The 20,269-nt window shown below is 71.0% G+C and carries 16 protein-coding genes; 9 read left to right on the top strand and 7 right to left on the bottom strand.

Features of this window, described 5'->3' with window-relative positions; genetic code table 11:
• Nucleotides 1–349: 349 nt before the first annotated feature.
• On the top strand, nt 350–871 hold the full coding sequence (locus tag SNOUR_RS25325; protein WP_067351260.1) for a universal stress protein: 522 nt from the start codon (nt 350–352) through the stop codon (nt 869–871).
• A 327-nt stretch (nt 872–1,198) separates the two neighbouring features.
• On the opposite strand, the gene glmS is transcribed toward SNOUR_RS25325, so the two are convergent.
• Both glmS and SNOUR_RS25335 read right to left on the bottom strand, forming a co-directional pair.
• Nucleotides 1,199–3,028 (bottom strand): glutamine--fructose-6-phosphate transaminase (isomerizing), encoded by a 1,830-nt coding sequence (gene glmS, locus SNOUR_RS25330; RefSeq protein ID WP_067358745.1) that lies wholly within the window; start codon nt 3,026–3,028, stop codon nt 1,199–1,201.
• Between the two features lie 71 nt (nt 3,029–3,099).
• Complete coding sequence (locus SNOUR_RS25335) at nt 3,100–3,375, bottom strand: hypothetical protein (RefSeq protein WP_039636211.1); 276 nt, start codon at nt 3,373–3,375, stop codon at nt 3,100–3,102.
• 236 nt (nt 3,376–3,611) lie between these two features.
• Between SNOUR_RS25335 and SNOUR_RS25340 the strand changes: the two genes are divergently transcribed.
• Nucleotides 3,612–5,207 (top strand): beta-N-acetylhexosaminidase, encoded by a 1,596-nt coding sequence (locus SNOUR_RS25340; protein WP_067351263.1) that lies wholly within the window; start codon nt 3,612–3,614, stop codon nt 5,205–5,207.
• Between the two features lie 183 nt (nt 5,208–5,390).
• Here the strand turns inward: SNOUR_RS25340 and SNOUR_RS25345 are convergent, their stop codons facing one another.
• Genes SNOUR_RS25345 through SNOUR_RS25360 form a run of 4 tightly spaced genes read right to left on the bottom strand, consistent with a single transcriptional unit; the run spans nt 5,391 to nt 11,230 of the window.
• Complete coding sequence (locus tag SNOUR_RS25345) at nt 5,391–6,545, bottom strand: acyl-CoA dehydrogenase family protein (RefSeq protein WP_067351266.1); 1,155 nt, start codon at nt 6,543–6,545, stop codon at nt 5,391–5,393.
• 7 nt (nt 6,546–6,552) lie between these two features.
• Complete coding sequence (locus SNOUR_RS25350; RefSeq protein ID WP_067351269.1) at nt 6,553–7,509, bottom strand: hydroxymethylglutaryl-CoA lyase; 957 nt, start codon at nt 7,507–7,509, stop codon at nt 6,553–6,555.
• Nucleotides 7,506–9,581, bottom strand: a complete 2,076-nt coding sequence (locus SNOUR_RS25355; RefSeq protein ID WP_067351272.1) for an ATP-binding protein — start codon at nt 9,579–9,581, stop codon at nt 7,506–7,508. Before SNOUR_RS25355 ends, SNOUR_RS25350 begins: the two co-directional genes overlap by 4 nt.
• A gap of 8 nt (nt 9,582–9,589) precedes the next feature.
• On the bottom strand, nt 9,590–11,230 hold the full coding sequence (locus tag SNOUR_RS25360) for a carboxyl transferase domain-containing protein (RefSeq protein ID WP_312633634.1): 1,641 nt from the start codon (nt 11,228–11,230) through the stop codon (nt 9,590–9,592).
• A gap of 135 nt (nt 11,231–11,365) precedes the next feature.
• On the opposite strand from SNOUR_RS25360, the gene SNOUR_RS25365 reads away from it, so the two are divergent.
• The 6 genes from SNOUR_RS25365 (at nt 11,366) to SNOUR_RS25385 (ending at nt 18,259) form a co-directional block, all read left to right on the top strand.
• A complete protein-coding gene (locus SNOUR_RS25365; protein ID WP_067351275.1) occupies nt 11,366–12,022 on the top strand; it encodes an SACE_7040 family transcriptional regulator in 657 nt (218 codons plus the stop codon).
• A gap of 144 nt (nt 12,023–12,166) precedes the next feature.
• On the top strand, nt 12,167–13,324 hold the full coding sequence (locus tag SNOUR_RS25370; protein ID WP_067351277.1) for an acyl-CoA dehydrogenase family protein: 1,158 nt from the start codon (nt 12,167–12,169) through the stop codon (nt 13,322–13,324).
• A gap of 21 nt (nt 13,325–13,345) precedes the next feature.
• Complete coding sequence (locus SNOUR_RS25375; protein ID WP_067351280.1) at nt 13,346–14,242, top strand: acyl-CoA thioesterase; 897 nt, start codon at nt 13,346–13,348, stop codon at nt 14,240–14,242.
• 871 nt (nt 14,243–15,113) lie between these two features.
• Nucleotides 15,114–15,614: a hypothetical protein gene (locus SNOUR_RS46365; RefSeq protein ID WP_159425919.1), complete on the top strand. Its 501-nt coding sequence runs from the start codon at nt 15,114–15,116 to the stop codon at nt 15,612–15,614.
• A gap of 831 nt (nt 15,615–16,445) precedes the next feature.
• Nucleotides 16,446–17,729, top strand: coding sequence for an NsdA family TPR-like regulatory protein (locus SNOUR_RS25380; RefSeq protein WP_067351283.1), 1,284 nt, complete (start codon nt 16,446–16,448; stop codon nt 17,727–17,729).
• The gene (locus SNOUR_RS25385) at nt 17,726–18,259 is read left to right on the top strand and encodes a GNAT family N-acetyltransferase (RefSeq protein ID WP_067351286.1); all 534 of its coding nucleotides are present in this window, start codon (nt 17,726–17,728) and stop codon (nt 18,257–18,259) included. The genes SNOUR_RS25380 and SNOUR_RS25385 overlap by 4 nt, the downstream gene beginning before the upstream one ends.
• A gap of 55 nt (nt 18,260–18,314) precedes the next feature.
• On the opposite strand, the gene SNOUR_RS25390 is transcribed toward SNOUR_RS25385, so the two are convergent.
• On the bottom strand, nt 18,315–19,106 hold the full coding sequence (locus tag SNOUR_RS25390; RefSeq protein ID WP_067351289.1) for a phosphatase: 792 nt from the start codon (nt 19,104–19,106) through the stop codon (nt 18,315–18,317).
• Nucleotides 19,107–19,287: 181 nt separating this feature from the next.
• Between SNOUR_RS25390 and speB the strand changes: the two genes are divergently transcribed.
• The gene (gene speB, locus SNOUR_RS25395) at nt 19,288–20,259 is read left to right on the top strand and encodes an agmatinase (RefSeq protein ID WP_067351292.1); all 972 of its coding nucleotides are present in this window, start codon (nt 19,288–19,290) and stop codon (nt 20,257–20,259) included.
• Nucleotides 20,260–20,269 lie beyond the last annotated feature (10 nt).

Here is a 20,269-nt window from a genome sequence, read left to right on the forward strand (position 1 = left end):
GGCCGGCGGGGGCGGCGCCGCCGGCGATCACAAGAGGCCGCCGGGGGTACGTACGGGGGCAGGCCGGGGCATTGCCATCCGCGCCACGCTCCGGCATGCTCCGGGGAACGCTTGCGGTCCCGGGGCGCCCCGTGCGGGCTCCCCGGGGGTCCGTGCGCGTTCTGGGCGGTGGAGGAGTAGCGCCGTACTCTTGGGGTATCGGCTTGGAAAGATGATTCCCAGTCGTATCGTTCCTCTTTGAACTATGGCTCCCGCTCCTTGATCGAGCCGCCCAGGTCAACTGCCGGATCAAGTCAATCGCCGTTCCCCGTTCGCCCCTCCGCAAGAGGACGTTCTCGCCGAGACACCCATGGCCGGTCACGAAACCCCTGAACCCGCGGACCGCAAGCAGGTCGCCGATCCGATGGCGGACCTCGAAGCGGCGGAACAGAAGCACCACTCCTGCGATCCCGCCTTCCGGCACGGCGTCGTGGTCGGCTTCGACGGCTCCACGTCGAGCGAACGCGCGTTGGCGTATGCAATCGGTATGGCGCGGCGCCACGGCTCGGGCCTGATCATCGTCCACGTGGCCAACCGGCTGCCGACGACGGTGTGGGCGGGCTGCGAGCCCCCGGTCTTCGTGGACGTCCCCGATCACCGCACCGAGGTGCTCGGGCTGGAGCTGGCCTGCGCCGACCACCTCGCCGAGGTCCCCTGGATCCTCGTCGAGCGCGGCGGCGACATCTGCCACGAGTTGGAGGAGGTCGGCCGGGAGTACGAGGCCGACGCCATCGTGGTCGGCTCGACGCACGGCCTCGTCGGCCGGATCTTCGGCTCGGTGGCCGGCCGGCTGGCGCGCCGCGCGCAGCGCCCGGTCATGGTCATTCCCTGACGCCGGCGCGCGGCCGACCCGCCCGCAGTGCGGGTGAACTCCCTTGCCTGCGCCCCTCGTTGATCGGCTCTCCGTGGTATGTCCACAGTTGAGGAGGCGTCATGGGGATTGTGGAGAGCGGGCCTCCGGTTGCCGTCCGGAGGTTGCTCGTGCGCTTGTGACGGGTAGAAAACGGTCACAACGATGTGCTGCCGGTCGGGAAGTGACGGATCCCGGGGTGGCGGCATCCCGCCGGCGTAATGGGCGACGCCGGCAAAAGGGGAGGCGCCGGCTCCGTGTGCGTATGGTGGCACGCACACGGAGCCAGCGCTCCCCCCTTGCGGGGGATTACTCCACCGTCACCGACTTGGCCAGGTTGCGCGGCTTGTCGATGTCCCGGCCCAGGGCCAACGCCGTGTGGTAGGCGAGGAGTTGGAGCGGGATGCCCATCAGGATCGGGTCCAGCTCGGGCTCGTTCTTCGGCACCACGATGGTGTGGTCGGCCTTCTCCTGCTCCTGGTGGGCGACGGCGAGGATCCGACCGCTGCGGGCCTTGATCTCCTCCAGCGCGGCCCGGTTCTTCTCCAGCAGGTCGTCGTCCGGCACGATCGCGACCGTCGGCATCGCCGGCTCGATGAGCGCCAGCGGGCCGTGCTTGAGCTCGGAGGCCGGGTACGCCTCGGCGTGGATGTACGAGACCTCCTTGAGCTTCAGGGATGCCTCGCGGGCCACCGGGTAGCCGCGCACCCGGCCGATGAACATCATCGACTTGGCGTCGGCGTACAGCGCCGAGAGCTTCTTGATGTCGTCCTCGCCCTTGAGGATCTCGTCGATCTGGCCCGGCAGCTTCCGCAGGCCCTCGATGATCCGCTTGCCGTCCGCGACCGACAGGTCCCGGATCCGGCCCAGGTGCAGGGCGAGCAGCGCGAAGGAGACCACCATGTTGGTGAAGCACTTGGTGGAGACGACGCAGACCTCGGGGCCGGCGTGCACGTAGATGCCGCCGTCGGTCTCCCGGGCGATCGCCGAACCGACCACGTTGACCAGGCCCAGCACCCGGGCGCCCTTGCGCTTGAGCTCCTGGACGGCGGCCAGCACGTCGTAGGTCTCACCGGACTGGGAGACGGCGACGTAGAGGGTGTCGGGGTCCACGACCGGGTTGCGGTAGCGGAACTCGGAGGCCGGCTCGGCGTCCGAGGGGATGCGGGCCAGCTCCTCGATCATCTGGGCGCCGATCTGGCCGGCGTGGTAGGAGGTGCCGCAGCCCAGGATCTTCACCCGGCGCACCGCGCGGGCCTCGCGGGCGTCGAGGTTGAGGCCGCCGAGGTGGACGGTGGAGAAGCGGTCGTCGATCCGGCCGCGCAGCGCCCGGTCCACCGCCTCCGCCTGCTCGGAGATCTCCTTGTGCATGTACGTGTCGTGGCCGCCCAGGTCGTACGACTCGGCCGCGTACTCGACGGTCTCCGGCGTCGCCGTCGTACGGGAGCCCTCGGTGGTGTACGTGCGGTAGTCGTCGGCCTTCAGGGTGGCCATCTCGCCGTCGTCGAGGGTGACGACCTGGCGGGTGTGCGAGACCAGCGCGGCGACGTCGGAGGAGACGAACATCTCGTGCTCGCCGATGCCCAGGACGACCGGGGAGCCGTTGCGGGCGACCACGATGCGGTCGGCGAAGTCGGCGTGCAGCACGGCGATGCCGTAGGTGCCCTCGATGTGGCGGAGCGCCTCGCGGACCTTCTCCTCCAGCGTGGCGGCGGTGGAGCTGCCGATGAGGTGGGCCAGGACCTCGGTGTCGGTCTCCGAGGCGAAGGTCACGCCGTCGGCGGTCAGCCGGGCGCGCAGCTCGGCGGCGTTGTCGATGATGCCGTTGTGGACGACCGCGACCTTGCCCTCGGTGTCCAGGTGCGGGTGGGCGTTCTCGTCGGTGGGGGCGCCGTGGGTGGCCCAGCGGGTGTGCGCGATGCCGGTGCTGCCCGCGAACCGCTTCGGCAGGCGGGACTCCAGCTCCCGGACCCGGCCCTTGGCCTTGGCGGTCTTCAGACCGCCCGCGGCCTTGCCGGTGCCCTTGGCGTGGATGGCGATACCGGCCGAGTCGTAGCCGCGGTACTCCAGGCGCTGGAGGCCCTCAAGGAGCAGCGGCGCGACATCGCGCTTGCCGATGTATCCGACGATCCCGCACATACGGTGACCCTTCTCGTTGGCGTTCATGGGTGCCCGGCCGTCCTCCGGCGGGCGCTGGTCCGTCCCGGCGGTCAGCCGTAGACCAGGCGGCGCAGCTGGCGCAGCGAGAGCGCGGGGGGCGACACGGCGCGGTGCGGCAGCTCGTGTGCGATCCGCTCGAAGATCGCCTCGTTCCGCAGCCCCTGGGACTGCAGCTCGCGGTGTCTGCGGCGGACGAAGCCCTCCGTGGTCTCGTCGAAGTACGCCAGCACGTCCAGCACCACCCGGGCCGCCTCGCCGCGCTGGAGCGGCGTGCTGCGGACCAGGTGGTCGATGAGGTCCTCGTGGGACGGACGGCGTTCGAGCACCCGTCGATATTGCGGGTCCTCGCCAAGATTCGCAAGAAATCTGCCCGATATCGGGCACGTATACCAGAACGCGCCTCGAAACTGGTCTACACCTTGACCGGTAACCAGGCGCGCGGTACGCATGGTCACCGTCCGGTCGCTCCACGCCAGTCAGAACGTGCGCCCAGGGAAACGCGCCGTCCGCAACGCCCCAGCCGAAGACGTGCCGCGCTCGAAGCTCGCCGAAGGGACCGTCCATGAGACGACGCAGACTCCTGACCTCGCTGCTGCTGGTCGCGGCGGCCGGCACGGCGACCGCCGCCGTGCCGTCGCAGGGTGCCGCGGCCCGTGCCGTCACCCCGCTGGACCGGGTGATCCCGGCGCCCGCCTCGGTCCGCCCGGCCGGGGACGCGTACACGATCGGTGCGGGCACCCGGATCCGGGTGCCCGGCAACTCCGGCGAGGCCCAGCGGATCGCCGGCTACCTGGCGGGGCTGCTGCGGCCGGCCACCGGCTTCTCGCTGCCGGTCACCACCCGCGGCGGCGCCGACGGCATCGTCCTCCGGCTCGGCGGCCGGGACACCCGCGGCCTCGGCGCGGAGGGCTACAAGCTGACCTCGGGCGGGCGCGCGGTCACCATCAGCGCCGCCCGCCCGGCCGGCCTCTTCCACGGCGTCCAGACCCTCCGGCAGCTGCTGCCGGCCGCCGTGGAGAAGGAGACCCGGCAGCCCGGGCCCTGGCGGATCGCCGGCGGAACGATCTCCGACGCCCCGCGCTACGCCTACCGCGGCGCGATGCTGGACGTCTCCCGGCACTTCTTCACCGTCGGGCAGGTCAAGCGGTACATCGACCAGCTCGCCCAGTACAAGATCAACAAGCTGCATCTGCACCTCTCCGACGACCAGGGCTGGCGGATCGCGATCAGCTCCTGGCCGCGGCTGGCGACCTACGGCGGCAGCACCCAGGTCGGCGGCGGCCGCGGCGGCCACTACACCAAGGACGACTACCGCGAGATCGTCCGCTACGCCGCCAGCCGCTATCTGACCGTCGTCCCCGAGATCGACATGCCCGGCCACACCAACGCCGCGCTCGCCTCGTACGCCGACCTCAACTGCAACGGCCAGGCGCCGCCGCTCTACACCGGCACCAAGGTCGGCTTCAGCTCGCTGTGCGTGCCCAAGAAGATCACCTACGACTTCGTCGACGACGTGATCCGGGAGATCGCCGCGCTCACCCCCGGCCGCTACCTCCACATCGGCGGCGACGAGGCGCACTCCACCAGCCACGCGGACTACGTCGCCTTCATGGACCGGGTGCAGCCGGTGGTCGCCAGGTACGGCAAGACCGTGATCGGCTGGCACCAGCTGACCGGGGCGCACCCGGTCAGGGGCGCCCTCGCCCAGTACTGGGGCTACGACAAGACGGGCGCGCAGGAGCGGCGGCAGGTCGCCGACGCCGCGCGGCACGGCACGGGGCTGATCCTCTCGCCCGCCGACCGCGCCTACCTCGACATGAAGTACGACAAGGACACCCCGCTCGGCCTGAACTGGGCCGGCTATGTGAACGTCCGGCGCGCCTATGACTGGGACCCGGGGAGGTACCTGGAGGGCGCGCCCGCCGGGGCGGTCGCGGGCGTCGAGGCACCCCTGTGGTCGGAGACCCTGACGACCTCGTCGAACATCGAGTACCTGGCGTTCCCGCGGCTGCCCGGGATCGCCGAGCTGGGCTGGTCGCCGGCCCGGACGCACGACTGGGGCGCGTACCGGACGCGGCTGGCCGCCCAGGGCCCCCGCTGGGACGCCCTGGGCATCGACTACTACCGGGCGCCGGAGGTGCCGTGGCCGGCGCGGTGACGCGTCGGGGCGGCGGCGGTTGACACGTCGCGATGACGCGCCGGGCCCGGGAACAGCCTCCCGGGCCCGGCGCGTTGTGGCCCCACAGGGGGCGCTGCGGCCCCTTAGGGGATCTGTTCGCCCGTCCCCGAGGGGTTCGCCGCTCGGGGACGGACGGGGTGTTTCCAGACGGACAGGGTGTTCCTAGAACCCCAACTCGCGGGCGATCAGCATGCGTTGGACCTCGCTGGTGCCCTCGCCGATCTCCAGGATCTTGGCGTCCCGCCACATCCGGGCGACCGGGTACTCGTTCATGAAGCCGTAGCCGCCGTGGATCTGGGTGGCCTCGCGGGCGTTGTCCACCGCGATCTCGGAGGAGTAGAGCTTGGCGAGTGCCGCCTCCTTCTTGAACGGTTCGCCGTGCACCAGCCGGGAGGCGGCGTCGCGCCAGGCCAGCCGGGAGGTGTGGGCGCGCATCTCCATGTCGGCCAGCTTGAACTGGATGGCCTGGTTGGCGCCGATCGGGCGGCCGAAGGCGTGCCGCTCCTTGGCGTACCGCACCGACTCGTCCACACAGCCCTGGGCCAGGCCGGTGGCCAGTGCGGCGATGGCGACCCGGCCCTCGTCGAGGGTCCGCAGGAACTGTGCGTAGCCCCGGCCCTCCTCGCCGAGGAGGTTGCCGACCGGGACCCGGACGTCGGAGAAGGACAGTTCACGGGTGTCCGAGGCGTTCCAGCCGACCTTGGAATACGGGGCGGCGACCGTGAAGCCGGGGGTGCCGGACGGCACGACGATCGCGGAGATCAGCGGGGAGCCGTCGTCCTTGCGGCCGGTGACCGCGGTAACCGTCACCAGGCCGGTGATGTCGGTGCCGGAGTTGGTGATGAAGCACTTGCTGCCGTTGATCACCCAGTCGTCGCCCTCGCGCACCGCGGTGGTGCGGGTGGCGCCGGCGTCCGAGCCGCCGTCCGGCTCGGTGAGGCCGAAGGCGCCGAGCATCTCGCCGCTGCACAGCTTCGGCAGCCACTCCCGCTTCTGCTCCTCGGTGCCGAAGCGGTAGATGGGCATGGCGCCCAGCGAGACCCCGGCCTCCAGGGTGACGGCCACCGAGGAGTCGACCCGGGCCAGTTCCTCCAGGGCGATACCGAGCGCCAGGTAGTCGCCGCCCATCCCGCCGTACTCCTCGGGGAACGGCAGGCCGAACAGGCCCATCTGGCCCATCTGGCGGACTATGTCGTAGGGGAAGGCGTGCTGCTCGTAGTACGCGCCGATCTCCGGGGCGACGACATCGTGTGCGAACGCCTCGACCGTGCGCCGGAGTTCTTCCAACTCTTCGGGCAGGCGGTGGTCCAGGGACATGGGTCACTCACTCCTTGTGGGAGAGGGCGCGGACGGTGCGTGAAGGGCTGGGGCGGCCCAGGAACGAGGCCAGCCACTCGCTGGCCTCGGTCAGCCGCCCCAGATCGACGCCGGTCTCGATGCCGAGGCCGTGCAACATCCACACGAGGTCTTCGGTGGCGAGGTTGCCGGTGGCGCTCTTGGCGTACGGGCAGCCGCCCAGGCCGCCCGCCGAGGCGTCGACGGTGGTGACGCCGTGCTGGAGCGCGGCGAAGGTATTGGCCAGAGCCTGTCCGTATGTGTCGTGGAAATGTACGCCCAGCCGGGTGGTGGGCACCCCGGCTTCGTTGAGCGCGGCGAGCAGGTGCTGGACGTGGCCGGGGGTGCCCGCGCCGATGGTGTCGCCCAGGCTCAACTCGTCGCAGCCCAGGTCGAGAAGGGCCCGGCAGACCCGGACGACCTGGGCGATCGGCACCCGGCCCTCCCAGGGGTCGCCGAAGCACATCGAGAGGTAGCCGCGGACGTGCATGCTCTCGTCCCGGGCCCGCCGGACGACCGGCTCGAACATCGCCAGCGACTCGTCGACGGTGCGGTTGAGGTTGGCCTTGGCGAACGACTCGGTGACGCTGCCGAACACCGCGATCCGGCGGGCGCCCAGCGCCAGGGCGCGCTCCAGCCCCCGCTCGTTGGGCACCAGTACCGGCAGCCGCCGCGGGTCCAGGTCGCCAAGCATCGGGAACAGCCGCTCGGCGTCGGCGAGTTGGGGCACCCACTTGGGGTGCACGAAGCTGGTGGCCTCGACGACCGGCAGGCCGGCGGCGGCCAGCCGGTGGATGAACTCCGCCTTGACCTCGGTGGGGACGACCGCCTGCTCGTTCTGGAGGCCGTCGCGCGGACCGACCTCGTGGATCCGCACGCGGGTGGGCAGGCCCTCCGCGGCCACCTCCATGGGCAGTCCGGTCGCCGGTGCGCCGTCGGTGGTCATGCCGTCGCCTCCTCGTCCGTGCCGGGAGTGTCGGGGGCTGCGGGGGCGTCGGAGGCGTCGGGGTCGTCGCCGTCGGCGGTCTCGTGGGGGGCCACGACGGCCAGCACCTGGTCGATGGAGACCGTGCTGCCGGGGGCGACGTCGAGTTCGGTGACCGTCCCGGCGTGCGGCGCGGAGATCACGTGCTCCATCTTCATCGCCTCCACCACCAGCAGGCCCTGCCCGGCGGTGACCTCGTCGCCGACGGCCACCTTGACGACGGTGACGGTGCCGGGCATCGGGGCGGCGAGGGTGTCCACGCCGTGCCCGCGGGCGGCCTCGCGCAGCGCCTCGGCCACCGGGTCGTGGTCGCCGACGTGCCAGGCGTCGCCGTCCCGGCCCAGCCAGTCGCCGCCGCGGTGGAAGGTGTGCCGGATGCCCTCGACGGTGATCCGCACCTCGTCCGCGGTGACCTCGAAGTGTTCCGGGGCCACGCCGGGACGGACGTCGTAGGCCACCGGGTCCTGGCCGGGGACGCGCAGCCAGTGCCGCACCGGGGCGGGCTCGCCGCCGAGCCGGAAGCCGGTCGGTGCGGCGAACGGGTCGCGCCAGCCGCCGTCGTCGGCCGGTTCCAGGGCCGCCTGCCGGACCGCGGCGGCCGCCGCGTACACCTCGTCGGGGACCGCGTCGGCCACCAGGTCGGCCGCCACCCGCTCGACGAGCCCGGTGTCCAACTCGCCGGAGACCACGTCCGGGTGGGCCAGCAGGCGGCGCAGGAAGCCGGCGTTGGTGGGCACGCCGAGGGTGACGGTGGCGGCCAGCGCGGCCCGCAGCTTGCGCAGGGCGCCGGCCCGGTCCGGGCCGTGCGCGATGACCTTGGCGAGCATCGGGTCGTAGCGGCTGCCGACCTCGGCGCCCTCGGTGAGGCCGGAGTCGGTGCGCGTCCCGTCGCCGCTCGGCTCGCGCAGGGTCAGCACCGTGCCGCCGGTCGGCAGGAAGTCGCGGGAGGGGTCCTCGGCGCAGATCCGGGCCTCTATGGCGTGCCCGGTGAAGGAGAGGTGCTCCTGGGCGTAGGGGAGGTGTTCCCCGGCGGCGATCCGCAGCTGCCATTCGACGAGGTCCAGTCCGCGCCCGGCGCCGGCCGGATCGAAGGACACCGTCATCTCGGTGACCGGGTGCTCCACCTGGAGGCGGGTGTTCATCTCCATGAAGCAGTAGCCGGACGGGTCCTTGCCGGGGACGATGAACTCGACGGTGCCGGCGCCGCGGTAGCCGCAGGAGCGGGCCGCCTGGACGGCCGCCTCGCCCATCGCGGCCCGGGTGGCCTCGTCCAGCAGGACCGAGGGCGCCTCCTCGATGATCTTCTGGTGGCGGCGCTGGAGGGAGCATTCGCGCTCGCCGAGGTGGAGGACGTTGCCGTGGCCGTCGGCCAGCACCTGGATCTCGATGTGCCGGGGCCGGTCGATCCACCGCTCCACCAGCAGGGTGTCGTCCCCGAAGGACGAGCGGGCCTCGCGGCGGGCGGCGGCGATCTCGTCGGCCAGTCGGCCGGCCTCCCGGACCAGGCGCATGCCCTTGCCGCCGCCGCCGGCCGACGGCTTGAGGAGGACCGGCATGCCGATCTCCCGTGCCGCGGCGGCGAGTTCCGCGTCGCTCAGGCCGCTGCCGGAGGAGCCGGGGACGACCGGGACGCCGGCCGCGCGGACCGTCTCCTTGGCCCGGATCTTGTCGCCCATCAGGTCGATGGCGTCCGCGGGCGGGCCGATGAAGACCAGTCCGGCCTCGGTGCAGGCGCGGGCGAAGGCGGCGTTCTCGGCGAGGAAGCCGTAGCCGGGGTGGACGGCCCGGGCGCCGGTGCGGGCGGCGGCGTCCAGCAGGCGCGCGGCGGACAGATAGCTCTCGGCGGCGGGGGCGGGGCCGATCCGGACCGCGGTGTCCGCCTCGCGGACGTGCCGGGCGTCGGCGTCCGCGTCGCTGTACACCGCGACCGAGCGGATGCCGAGCGTGCGCAGCGTCCTGATGACGCGGACCGCGATCTCGCCGCGGTTGGCGACCAGGACGGTGTCGAACAGGCCGGTGTCGAAGCTGGTCATAGGTCCTCTCACATCCGGAAGACGCCGAAGGCCGGCGCTGCGTCGTCCCGCCCGGGCAGGGGGGCGTTGGCGCAGGCGGTCAGCGCCAGGCCGAGCACCTGGCGGGTCTGGAGCGGGTCGATGACGCCGTCGTCCCACAGCCGGGCGGTCGCGTAGTAGGCGTTGCCCTGGTTCTCGTACTGGGCGCGGATCGGGTCCTTGAAGGCGGTCTCCTCCGCCGCGCTCCACTCCTCGCCGCGCGCCTCCAACTGGTCGCGCTTGACGGTGGCGAGGACGGACGCGGCCTGCTCGCCGCCCATCACCGAGATCTTGGCGTTGGGCCACATCCACAGGAAGCGGGGGGAGTAGGCGCGGCCGCACATCGAGTAGTTGCCCGCTCCGTAGGAGCCGCCGATGACGACGGTCAGCTTGGGGACGCGGGCGCAGGCGACCGCGGTGACCATCTTCGCGCCGTGCTTGGCGATGCCGCCGGCCTCGTAGTCCCGGCCGACCATGAAACCGGAGATGTTCTGGAGGAACAGCAGCGGGATGCCGCGCTGGTCGCACAGCTCGATGAAGTGGGCGCCCTTCTGGGCGGATTCGGAGAACAGGATGCCGTTGTTGGCGATGATCCCCACCGGGTGGCCGTGCACGTGGGCGAAGCCGGTGACCAGGGTGGTGCCGTACTCGGACTTGAACTCGGCGAAGCGGGAGCCGTCGACGATCCGGGCGATCACCTCGCGGACGTCGTAGGGCGTGCGGGAGTCCACCGGCACCGCGCCGTAGAGCCCGGCGGGGTCGACCTTGGGCTCCTCGACGGGCCGGACGGACCAGGGCAGCGGCGGACGGTCGCCGAGGGTGGCGACGATGGTGCGGACGATCCGCAGGGCGTGCGCGTCGTCCTCCGCGAGGTGGTCGGTGACGCCGGAGGCGCGGGAGTGCACCTCGCCGCCGCCCAGTTCCTCGGCGCTGACCACCTCGCCGGTGGCGGCCTTCACCAGCGGGGGGCCGCCGAGGAAGATCGTGCCCTGGTCCCGCACGATCACCGCCTCGTCGCTCATCGCCGGGACGTAGGCGCCGCCGGCCGTGCAGGACCCGAGGACCGCGGCGATCTGCGGGATGCGGGCGGCGGACATCCGGGCCTGGTTGTAGAAGATCCGCCCGAAGTGCTCGCGGTCGGGGAAGACCTCGTCCTGCATCGGCAGGAACGCGCCGCCGGAGTCGACGAGGTACAGGCACGGGAGGCGGTTCTCCAGCGCCACCTCCTGGGCGCGCAGGTGCTTCTTGACCGTCATCGGGTAGTACGTGCCGCCCTTGACGGTGGCGTCGTTGGCGATGATCAGGGTCTCCCGGCCGCTGACCCGGCCGATGCCGGCGATCACCCCGGCGGCCGGCGCGGCCCCGTCGTACATCCCGTCCGCCGCCAGCGGCGCCAGCTCCAGGAACGGGGAGCCGGGGTCCAGCAGCGTGTCCACCCGGTCACGGGGCAGCAGCTTGCCGCGGGCGGTGTGCCGGGCCCGGGCCTTCTCGCCGCCGCCCAGTCGGGCCGCGGCCAGCTTCTCGCGCAGTTGCCCGGACAGCTCGCGGTGCGCGGCCTCGTTGGCCCGCCAGGCGTCGGACGCCGGGTCGGCGGTGCTCGCCAGCACCGGTGCCTGCTCGATGGCCTCCATCGCTATGGGCCCCCTCGCTCGGTCGGCTGCCCGCCGGGTGCCGCGGGGTGTGTCCGGGGCCAGGCGGGTTAATGGGCGTTAACCTCTTTCCCCTCAGGTTAACGACCACTAACCCGGCTGTCTACAATCGACGGCATGAGCAATGCGCACGCCCCCGCCCCGACCAGCCGCCGCGAGCAGATCCTCAAGGAGGCCGCCCGGCTCTTCGCGGAGCGCGGCTTCCACGGCGTCGGCGTGGACGAGATAGGGGCGGCCGTGGGCATCTCCGGCCCCGGGCTCTACCGGCACTTCGCCGGCAAGGACGCGATGCTTGCCGAACTCCTCGTCGGGATCAGCGAACGGCTGCTGGCCGGCGGCCGGATGCGGATCGAGGAGGGCGGCGAGAGCCCCCCGGCGGTGCTCGACGCGCTGATCGACGGGCACATCGACTTCGCGCTCGACGACCGCCCCCTGATCACCCTGCACGACCGCGAGCTGGACCGCCTGCGGGAGGCCGACCGCAAGCGGGTGCGGCAGCTCCAGCGGCAGTACGTCGAGCTGTGGGTGGAGGTCGTCCGGCAGGTCCACCCCGAGTCGGCGGAGTCCGAGGTGCGGGCCGCCGTGCACGCGGTCTTCGGGCTGCTGAACTCCACCCCGCACCTGGGCCGTCCGGGTTCGCTCCCGGGCCGCGCGGAGATGGCGCGGCTGCTGCACCGGCTGGCGCTGGGGGCGTTCGGGGCGGTGGACGCGGAGGTGGCGGTGGCCGCGCCGGTGGCCGTGGAGGGCGTCGCGGCGTCCCGCCGGGCGGGCTGAGTGACACGTCCCGCCGGGCCCGTCGCCCACCGCTTCCGCGGTCGGCCGCGGGCCCGTCCCACCTCTGGACAGCTTTGGTGACCGGCGGGTAGCTTTCGCTGAGCAAACGCTTAGCCAAGCAGGGTGGCGAAGGAGGCCGAGGGCATGCGCCGGACGGTGTTCAACGAGGATCACGAGGCGTTCCGGGAGACCATACGCGCCTTCATCGAGGCCGAGGTCGTACCGGTCTACGACGACTGGTGCGCCGCCGGCCAGGCGCCCCGCGACTTCTACTACAAGCTCGCCGAGCTGGGCATCTTCGGCATCCGTGTGCCCGAGGAGTTCGGCGGCGCCGGCATCGACTCGCACAAGTTCGAGGCCGTGATCTACGAGGAGACCGCCCGCGCCGGCGTCAGCTTCGGCGGTTCCGGCGTCCATGTGCTGCTCGGCCTGCCGTACCTCCAGATGCTCGCCACCGAGGAGCAGCAAAAGCGCTATCTGCCCAAGTTCGTCTCCGGCGAGGAGATGTGGGCCCTGGCGATGACCGAGCCGGGCACCGGCTCCGACGTCGCCGGCATGAAGACCACCGCCAAGCTCTCCGCCGACGGCACCCACTACGTCCTCAACGGCGCCAAGACCTTCATCACCGGCGGCGTGCACGCCGACCGCGTCATCGTCTGCGCCCGCACCTCCGCTCCCCGCGAGGACGACCGCCGCTTCGGCATCTCCCTCTTCGCCGTCGACACGAAGTCCGAGGGCTACTCGATCGGCCGCAAGCTCGACAAGCTCGGCCTGAAGGTCTCCGACACCGCCGAGCTGGCCTTCGTCGACGTCAAGGTGCCCGTCGAGGACCTGCTCGGCGAGGAGAACAAGGGCTTCTCCTACCTCGGCCAGAACCTGCCCTCCGAGCGCTGGGGCATCGCCTTCGGCGCGTACGCGCAGGCCAAGGCCGCCGTCCGGTTCGCGCAGCAGTACGTGCAGGAGCGCACCGTCTTCGGCAAGACCGTCGCCTCCTTCCAGAACACCAAGTTCGAACTGGCCGCCTGCCAGGCCGAGGTGGACGCCGCCGAGGCCGTCGCCGACCGCGCCCTGGAGGCCCTGGACGCCGGTGAGCTGACCGCGGCCGAGGCGGCCTCCGCCAAGCTCTTCTGCACCGAGGTCGCCCACCGCGTCATCGACCGCTGCCTCCAACTCCACGGCGGCTACGGCTTCATGAACGAGTACCCGATCGCCCGCCTCTACGCCGACAACCGCGTCAACCGCATCTACGGCGGCACCAGCGAGGTCATGAAGTCCATCATCGCCAAGTCCATGGGCCTGTAAGGGCGCGAGGGCCGCACGCACGTGAACGACGCACTGCAGTCGCTGCTCGATCTGCTCGCCCTGGAGCGGATCGAGCAGGACATCTTCCGCGGCCTGAGCCGCGCCTCGGTCGTGCCCCGGGTCTTCGGCGGCCAGGTCGCCGCGCAGGCACTGGTCGCGGCCGGCCGCACGGTCCCGGCAGACCGTCCGCCGCACTCCCTCCACGCCTACTTCCTCCGCCCCGGCGACCCCGGTGCACCCATCGTCTACACCGTCGACCGCATCCGCGACGGCCGCTCCTTCACCACGCGCCGCGTCGTCGCCGTCCAGCACGGCAAACCGATCTTCCACCTCACCGCGTCCTTCCACGCGCAGGAGGAGGCGGCGCTGGAGCACCAGGAGCCGATGCCGGCCGCGCCGGATCCGCTGGAGCTGCCCACCGCCGCCGAGATGCTGCCCCGGCACGCCGCCGAGGGGTTCCTCACCCCGGACGTCGCCGAGCGGCTCCTGGAGGCCCGCGCCGCGATCGACCTGCGGTACGTCGACGAGCCGCCCTACGTCACCGTCGGGCAGCCGCGCGAGCCCCGCTCCCAGGTCTGGTTCCGCACCCACGGCAAGCTCGACGACGACGGCGAGATCCCCCGCCCGCTGCTCGACGTCTGCCTGGTCACCTACGTCTCCGACATGACGCTGCTGGACTCGATCCTGCTGGCGCACGGCCGCGGCGGCTGGGCGGTGGGCGACGTGGTCGGCGCGAGCCTGGACCACGCGATGTGGTTCCACCGCCCGCTGCGCGCCGACGAGTGGCTGCTCTACGACCAGGAGTCGCCCACCGCCCGGGCCGGGCGGGGCCTGGGCCAGGGCCGCATCTTCACCGCCGACGGGCAGTTGGTGGTGTCGGTGATCCAGGAGGGGGTTGTGCGGGTGCCGCGGGTGTAGGGATGGCTTGCGGCTACGGGTGCCATTGCCCCTAGGGCATGGCACCCCCGCCACCCCCGCACCACCCCCCACCCACCACCCACCCCCCGCCACCCCCCCACCCACCCCCCGCCACCCCGCCACCACCCCGCCACCCACCCCCGCCACCCACCCGCCACCCACCCCCGCCACCCACCCCGCCACCCCACCCCCGCCACCCACCCCGCCACCCACCCCCGCCACCCAGGGCCGACCGGCGAGGTGGTGGATTCGGTGGAAGTTGCCGCGGTCCTGGCGCTGGGCGACTACTGGGGGAAGCGAAACCTGCGCTACTCGGGTGTAGCAGTCCTCCTGGGGGTCGGCACCGTAGCGGTCACGGATCTGATGTTTCTGGTCGTCCAGATCGAAGGCGGGGACTACACGCCGTTTCTCTGGCTATGGATCGGCCTGGCGGTCTGGGCGATCTGGGCGCTGTGGACGCTTACCCGACAGCGGGTATGGCGAGGGATTCCACATCCCAAGGGTGTCGCGCTGAGCGTTGTGGTCTCCGGTGCCATCGGAGTCGCGAGTCTGGGCTATTCACAGCTCTATGTTCCGTACACCACTCCCGTAAGAATTCCGTTCGCAATCTCGTTCGGCGATCCCACTATGAGCGCGGACGGGTCCCTGCTCCACGTTCCGGTGCACTTCACAATCCGCAACACCGGATCGGTGAGTGCATTCGTCCTGGGTGCGTCCTGGGTGGCTCTGGGCTCTCCGACCAGGTTCGACGCCAAGGGCAGCACGATGAGAGATTGGAAGAGGGATGTGGCACGTGGGGCTGCAACAGTGAGACATGTCGTCTTCTATCCCTCTCACATGCGCTGCTCCCGTTACACACCCGGGCGCTTCGGTGGATCCGGGCGCCGAGCCCGCATCGGAGAGAATCATCGACGTACCGCTGAGGTCTGGCCTCGACCGGGTTAACGTCATCACATACTTCGGCTTCACCAGGGGTGACAAATGTACAGCGGGGAGCAGCCACCCCGATTCTGGCGAATTCTCCTGGGAAACGACATCAGGTGACATGCGGCACACGCGCGACGCGCCCAAATGGCTCGCGCAACCTGGTGACGAGTTCTCTCGCTATCACGCAGAAATTCACCGCAGCAGCGAGATGTTGAACCTGACGCACGCCACCGAATATGCGAACGCGTGGTGGGTGATTCCGCGATGGCGCGAGGGAGCAAGTTTCGCGAAGGGGGACACCCAACCCTTTATGGACGTAGAGATCTCACTCGACCCGGAAGGGCAGGTCCTGAGCCAGTCCGTAAACGATTCGTGTGGAGTGGCATTGATCGCCCGACAGGCTGAAGCAACGGTCGATCAGTTCCTGAAGGCGGCAAGGAAGTAGCGGCTGCGCTCCCAGGCGCCTGGGTACGATGAGGCACCTCATACCTGACGGCTCGCCATAGGGCACGTCTTAGTCCCCCTATGCCCGCTGGCCCCAGCCGGTCGGGGCGGGGCCAGGAGCCTCTCGTCTTCAATGGAAGTCGTCGGCAGCAAGGCGCTCGGCACGACTCCGACTCACCGTTAACGCGGTCGGGTCCGCCACCGGCCATTCCGCCATTCCCGGCCTCCGCAGATATGGGATGCCTTGGCGGATGTCGGTCACGACAGCCAGCCGCCCCGGGGCGTATTCGACCTCATCTCCGACTTCCGCCAGTTTCTTGAGCTTCCCGGAACTCACAGCGTGGCCTCCGAGCTTGCGGGGACGCCGAGCAGGGCGACGCACGACCGGCAGGCATGTCGTCCGTCGGGACCGCTGACCTTCTCCCGCGCCAGGCTGTAGACGCAGTGGCAGCAGGGGCATGCATTGCCCGTGATTTCGTCGACCGTCCACGTCCTCAGGGAGGGGACGGCGTCCCATCCGGCTGGGCCGCCCTGCTGACGGCGGAATGCGCTGGCCTCAGGCGGCAGGAGGTCGGCGTCGGTCCGTAAGGCGTGTGCCGAACGAGGGGGTGGAGCGGCGTTGGCGAGGGCGCGGCGAGCGGTTGAGTCAGTCGACATCGTGGTTCAGTCCTCCAGGCGCTGCTGACGCGGGCACAGTCGGCTTGCGACCAGCTAACGCCGCGCCGGGGTGAGGCGATTAGGGAGATTGAGCGACTCCTTCACTCCGTTTCCTAGGGCGATTTGGCCAGTCCTTTAGCTGGCGACGCGGTGATCGCCGGACTACCGTGCGTACATGAATGCCTCGCGGAACACAGTGCTTGAGGCTTGGATGAAGGAGCACGGCTACAGCTCCAACTCGCTGGCCGAGGCGGTGAATTCAGCGGTCGGTGACCTCACGGGGAGGGTCGGAGGGCTGGACGGCTCGTCGATCCGTGACTGGAAGGCGGGCCGGGTACGGTGGCCCAAGTCGGCGACCCGGGTCGCGCTGGAGAAGGTCACCGGCCTGGCTGCCACCGCTTTAGGGTTCGTACCGCGGGGCGGCGCCCCGTCGCCCGCGCCCGAACCGCCACCGGAGGACGCCGTGGAACGTCGTCGATTCCTTGCAGCCGGGACGGCCTGGGCCGCTGCCTCGGCCACACCCGCGTCCGCCTCCAGCCATCGCATCGGAACAAGTGACGTCGTCCGGCTCCAGCAACGCTTTACCGAGATCATCGTGAGCGACCACCGTCATGGCGGCCGACTCGGCATCGAGCAGAAAGCTGCGGCGCTCGCCGGTGAGGCCCTGGCCTTGCAGAACTCCGGGAGCGCGAGCCAGCGGGTCCGTGCTCACGTCTACGGTTGCGCGGCGGCATTCCGGTCCTCCGCGATGTGGGCGGCCATCGACGGTCGGCGTTACGCAGACGCGATCGGTCACATGCGGGAAGCCCAGATCCTTGCCGAATTGGCTGCCGATCCGGCCATCAAGTTCAGAATTTGGTCACACGCCGGGACGCTGTACCGGCACATGGGGCGCCCAGCCGAAGCCCTGGCTGCAAACGACGTTGCCCGAAGCCTGTCCATCACGCGTCGCGATCCACTGTTCGCTTCCCTCGCTCTGGCCAGGCAGGCTGCCATTCAAGGCGTAGCTGGAAATGCCTCGGCTACCCGGCGCGGCTTCGGTCAGGCCCAGGATGCTATGGAGCGCGCCGATCCCAGTGCCGATCGTCCCGTATGGATGACCTCGTTCTACGACCGGGCGGAGCTGGATTCCCTTGCGCTCACCGGGTACCTGGCACTCGGCGAATACGAGACGGCCGAAGCGCATGCGCACAGGTGTCTGGCGGCTCTCCGCCCGCACATGCAGAGGTCGAAGGCCATTGCCAGTACTCGCTTGGCATGCGCCCAACTTGGCCAAGGTGACCTGGAACCGGCTGTTGCCACCGCCATGTCGATCTCCGCCGATATTGCGGCCCACCACCCGCGGGTCGCCCAGATGCTCCGCGGTTTCAACACCAAGATTCACGCCCTGGCGCCGGGCAGTTCGGCCGCCCGCCAGTGGAGCCAGTGCACGCACGCCACCCGGAAGGAATCGGTATGACGTCCACCATCGAGCTGCGTACGTTCCACTCGCTCGAACCGGCCCGGCGGCATCTCCTGGATGTATATGCCGATGTCCGCGCCGACCTCCTGCACCTTCCGAACTACGCCGTCTCGGCCTTCGCCGAGCGTCTCGACCGGCACTCCAAGGAACCCGGCTGGGTAGCTGTCCTCGCCTACGATCAGGACGAGCCCATTGGCTATGCGTACGCCAACACCGTTGACTCCGAAGACCGTTGGTGGAAGCGCGTCAGTCCCGCCCCGTCGGCTGAATACACCGACCGGCATGCCGTGGCCCTCAAAGAAATCGGTGTGCGCATTCCCTGGCGCGGTACCGGCACCGCTCGGCGCATCCACGATGCCCTTCTCGCCGAATGTGACGAGCCGTACGTCACCCTCATGGTCAACCCCGCTGCCGGAGACGGAAAGGTGCACCACCTCTACCAAACCTGGGGATACGAAGGCATCGGCCAGAGCCGGCCCTCAGCAGCCTCACCGGTCCTGACCGTGATGATCAGGACGGTGCGCTGAGCGGGGCGCCACCGAGGGGAGCCGCCCCGCCCGGGGGCTTCAGTCCAGTGAGCCCTCAGCCGAGCCTTGCCGCGTCCAGTAGATAAGCGGTGAGCGGGTCGTAATGGCGCGGGCTCAGTACATGGTCGTCCAGCGGGACGGTGACCTGGACGGTGCCCTCGGACTCGGCGAGGAAGAGCGCCGGGTCGTTGCAGTCGGCGAAGCCGATCGTGGGGATGCCGCGCTGGCCCGCGCAGCCGGCCCAGCCGTGGTCGGCCATCACCAGGTCCGGCAGCGGGCGGCCGGCGCGCTCCAGGCCGTCGAGGACGGCGGCCATCGGCGCCGGGGAGTGGGTGTGCCACAGCGTCGCCCCGCGCTCCAGCATCGCCACGTCGCCGAACTGGAAGACCATGCCGTCGTCGGCCTGCAGACCGTCCGGGACGACCATGATCTCGCAGTCGTGCTCGCGCAGGGCCTGGGCGGTGGCGCGGTGCACGTCCAGCAGGCCGCCCGGGTGGCCGGTGGCGAACAGCACCCGCTGGCGGTCGGCGGCGGCCTTGCGCAGCACCGCGGCGGCGCGGTCCAGGGCGTCCACGGTCAGCTCGGGGTCGATGGTGTCCTGGCCCTGCCGGTGGTCCGGGTCGTCGTTGACGCCGCAGCGCTCCGCCATCACGGCCAGCACGTCCTGCTCGTCCGTCCAGCGGTCGCCCAGCTCCAGGCCGAACCAGTAGTGGCGGTCGCCGTTCGCGAGCCTGCGGTAGTGGAGGAGGTTGTTCTCGCGGGGGGTGGCGACGTTCCCCGCGATCCGGGTCCGGACCAGATGGTCGACGAGTTCGGCACGCGAGGGGGCTGCAGCGGCTATCGGCATAGCGACATTGTGCCCGTACGGATCTCCGAGGGCGGGGCGTTCCAAGGCGCGGACACCGGCCGGGCGCACCGGGCGCCGCGCGACGGACACCGCGAGCGTTGGACGGAATGTCGAACGCAAAGGCTCCGAGTTCCGCAAATGTCCATGTCCCGGTGGTCGGCCGGTCCCTAATCTCAGCGCCATGACCACCGCATCGCACGAGCCCGTGGGCCCCGTCGACTCCTCCCGCGTTCCGCGCTACGCCGGGCCCGCGACCTTCGCCCGGCTGCCCCGCCTCGACGAGGTCGGCGGCCGGACCGATGTCGCCGTCGTCGGCGTCCCCTTCGACACCGGCGTCTCCTACCGCCCCGGCGCCCGCTTCGGCGGCAACGCGATCCGCGAGGCGTCGCGGCTGCTGCGGCCCTACAACCCGGCGCAGGACGCCTCGCCGTTCGCGCTGGCGCAGGTCGCCGACGCGGGGGACATCGCGGCCAACCCGTTCAACATCAACGAGGCCGTGGAGACCATCGAGGCCGCCGCGGACGACATCCTCGGCACCGGCGCCCGCATGATGACCCTCGGCGGCGACCACACCATCGCGCTGCCGCTGCTCCGCTCGGTCGCCAAGAAGCACGGCCCGGTGGCGCTGCTGCACTTCGACGCGCACCTGGACACCTGGGACACCTACTTCGGCGCCGAGTACACCCACGGGACCCCGTTCCGCCGGGCCGTCGAGGAGGGCATCCTCGACACCTCCGCCCTCTCCCACGTCGGCACCCGCGGTCCGCTCTACGGCAAGAAGGACCTCACCGACGACGAGAAGATGGGCTTCGGCATCGTCACCTCGGCGGACATCTACCGGCGCGGTGCCGACGAGGTCGCCGACCAGCTGCGCCAGCGCATCGGCGACCGGCCGCTGTACATCTCCATCGACATCGACTGCCTCGACCCGGCCCACGCCCCGGGCACCGGCACGCCGGAGGCGGGCGGCATGACCTCCCGCGAGCTGCTGGAGATCCTGCGCGGGCTGGCGTCCTGCAACCTGGTGTCCGCGGACGTGGTGGAGGTGGCCCCCGCCTACGACCACGCCGAGATCACGGCCGTGGCGGCCTCGCACACCGCCTACGAGCTGACCACGATCATGTCCCGGCAGATCGCGGACGCGCGCGGCTGACCGACCGCGG

Origin of the sequence: Streptomyces noursei ATCC 11455 (assembly GCF_001704275.1) — a bacterium.
Lineage (GTDB): Bacteria > Actinomycetota > Actinomycetes > Streptomycetales > Streptomycetaceae > Streptomyces > Streptomyces noursei.

Coding starts and splice junctions, on each gene's coding strand:
- SNOUR_RS25325 (WP_067351260.1), top strand. CDS start 350: ATGGCCGGTCACGAAACCCCTGAACCCGCGGACCGCAAGCAGGTCGCC.
- glmS (WP_067358745.1), bottom strand. CDS start 3,028: ATGTGCGGGATCGTCGGATACATCGGCAAGCGCGATGTCGCGCCGCTG.
- SNOUR_RS25340 (WP_067351263.1), top strand. CDS start 3,612: ATGAGACGACGCAGACTCCTGACCTCGCTGCTGCTGGTCGCGGCGGCC.
- SNOUR_RS25345 (WP_067351266.1), bottom strand. CDS start 6,545: ATGTCCCTGGACCACCGCCTGCCCGAAGAGTTGGAAGAACTCCGGCGC.
- SNOUR_RS25350 (WP_067351269.1), bottom strand. CDS start 7,509: ATGACCACCGACGGCGCACCGGCGACCGGACTGCCCATGGAGGTGGCC.
- SNOUR_RS25355 (WP_067351272.1), bottom strand. CDS start 9,581: ATGACCAGCTTCGACACCGGCCTGTTCGACACCGTCCTGGTCGCCAAC.
- SNOUR_RS25360 (WP_312633634.1), bottom strand. CDS start 11,230: ATGGAGGCCATCGAGCAGGCACCGGTGCTGGCGAGCACCGCCGACCCG.
- SNOUR_RS25365 (WP_067351275.1), top strand. CDS start 11,366: ATGAGCAATGCGCACGCCCCCGCCCCGACCAGCCGCCGCGAGCAGATC.
- SNOUR_RS25370 (WP_067351277.1), top strand. CDS start 12,167: ATGCGCCGGACGGTGTTCAACGAGGATCACGAGGCGTTCCGGGAGACC.
- SNOUR_RS25380 (WP_067351283.1), top strand. CDS start 16,446: ATGAATGCCTCGCGGAACACAGTGCTTGAGGCTTGGATGAAGGAGCAC.
- SNOUR_RS25385 (WP_067351286.1), top strand. CDS start 17,726: ATGACGTCCACCATCGAGCTGCGTACGTTCCACTCGCTCGAACCGGCC.
- SNOUR_RS25390 (WP_067351289.1), bottom strand. CDS start 19,106: ATGCCGATAGCCGCTGCAGCCCCCTCGCGTGCCGAACTCGTCGACCAT.
- speB (WP_067351292.1), top strand. CDS start 19,288: ATGACCACCGCATCGCACGAGCCCGTGGGCCCCGTCGACTCCTCCCGC.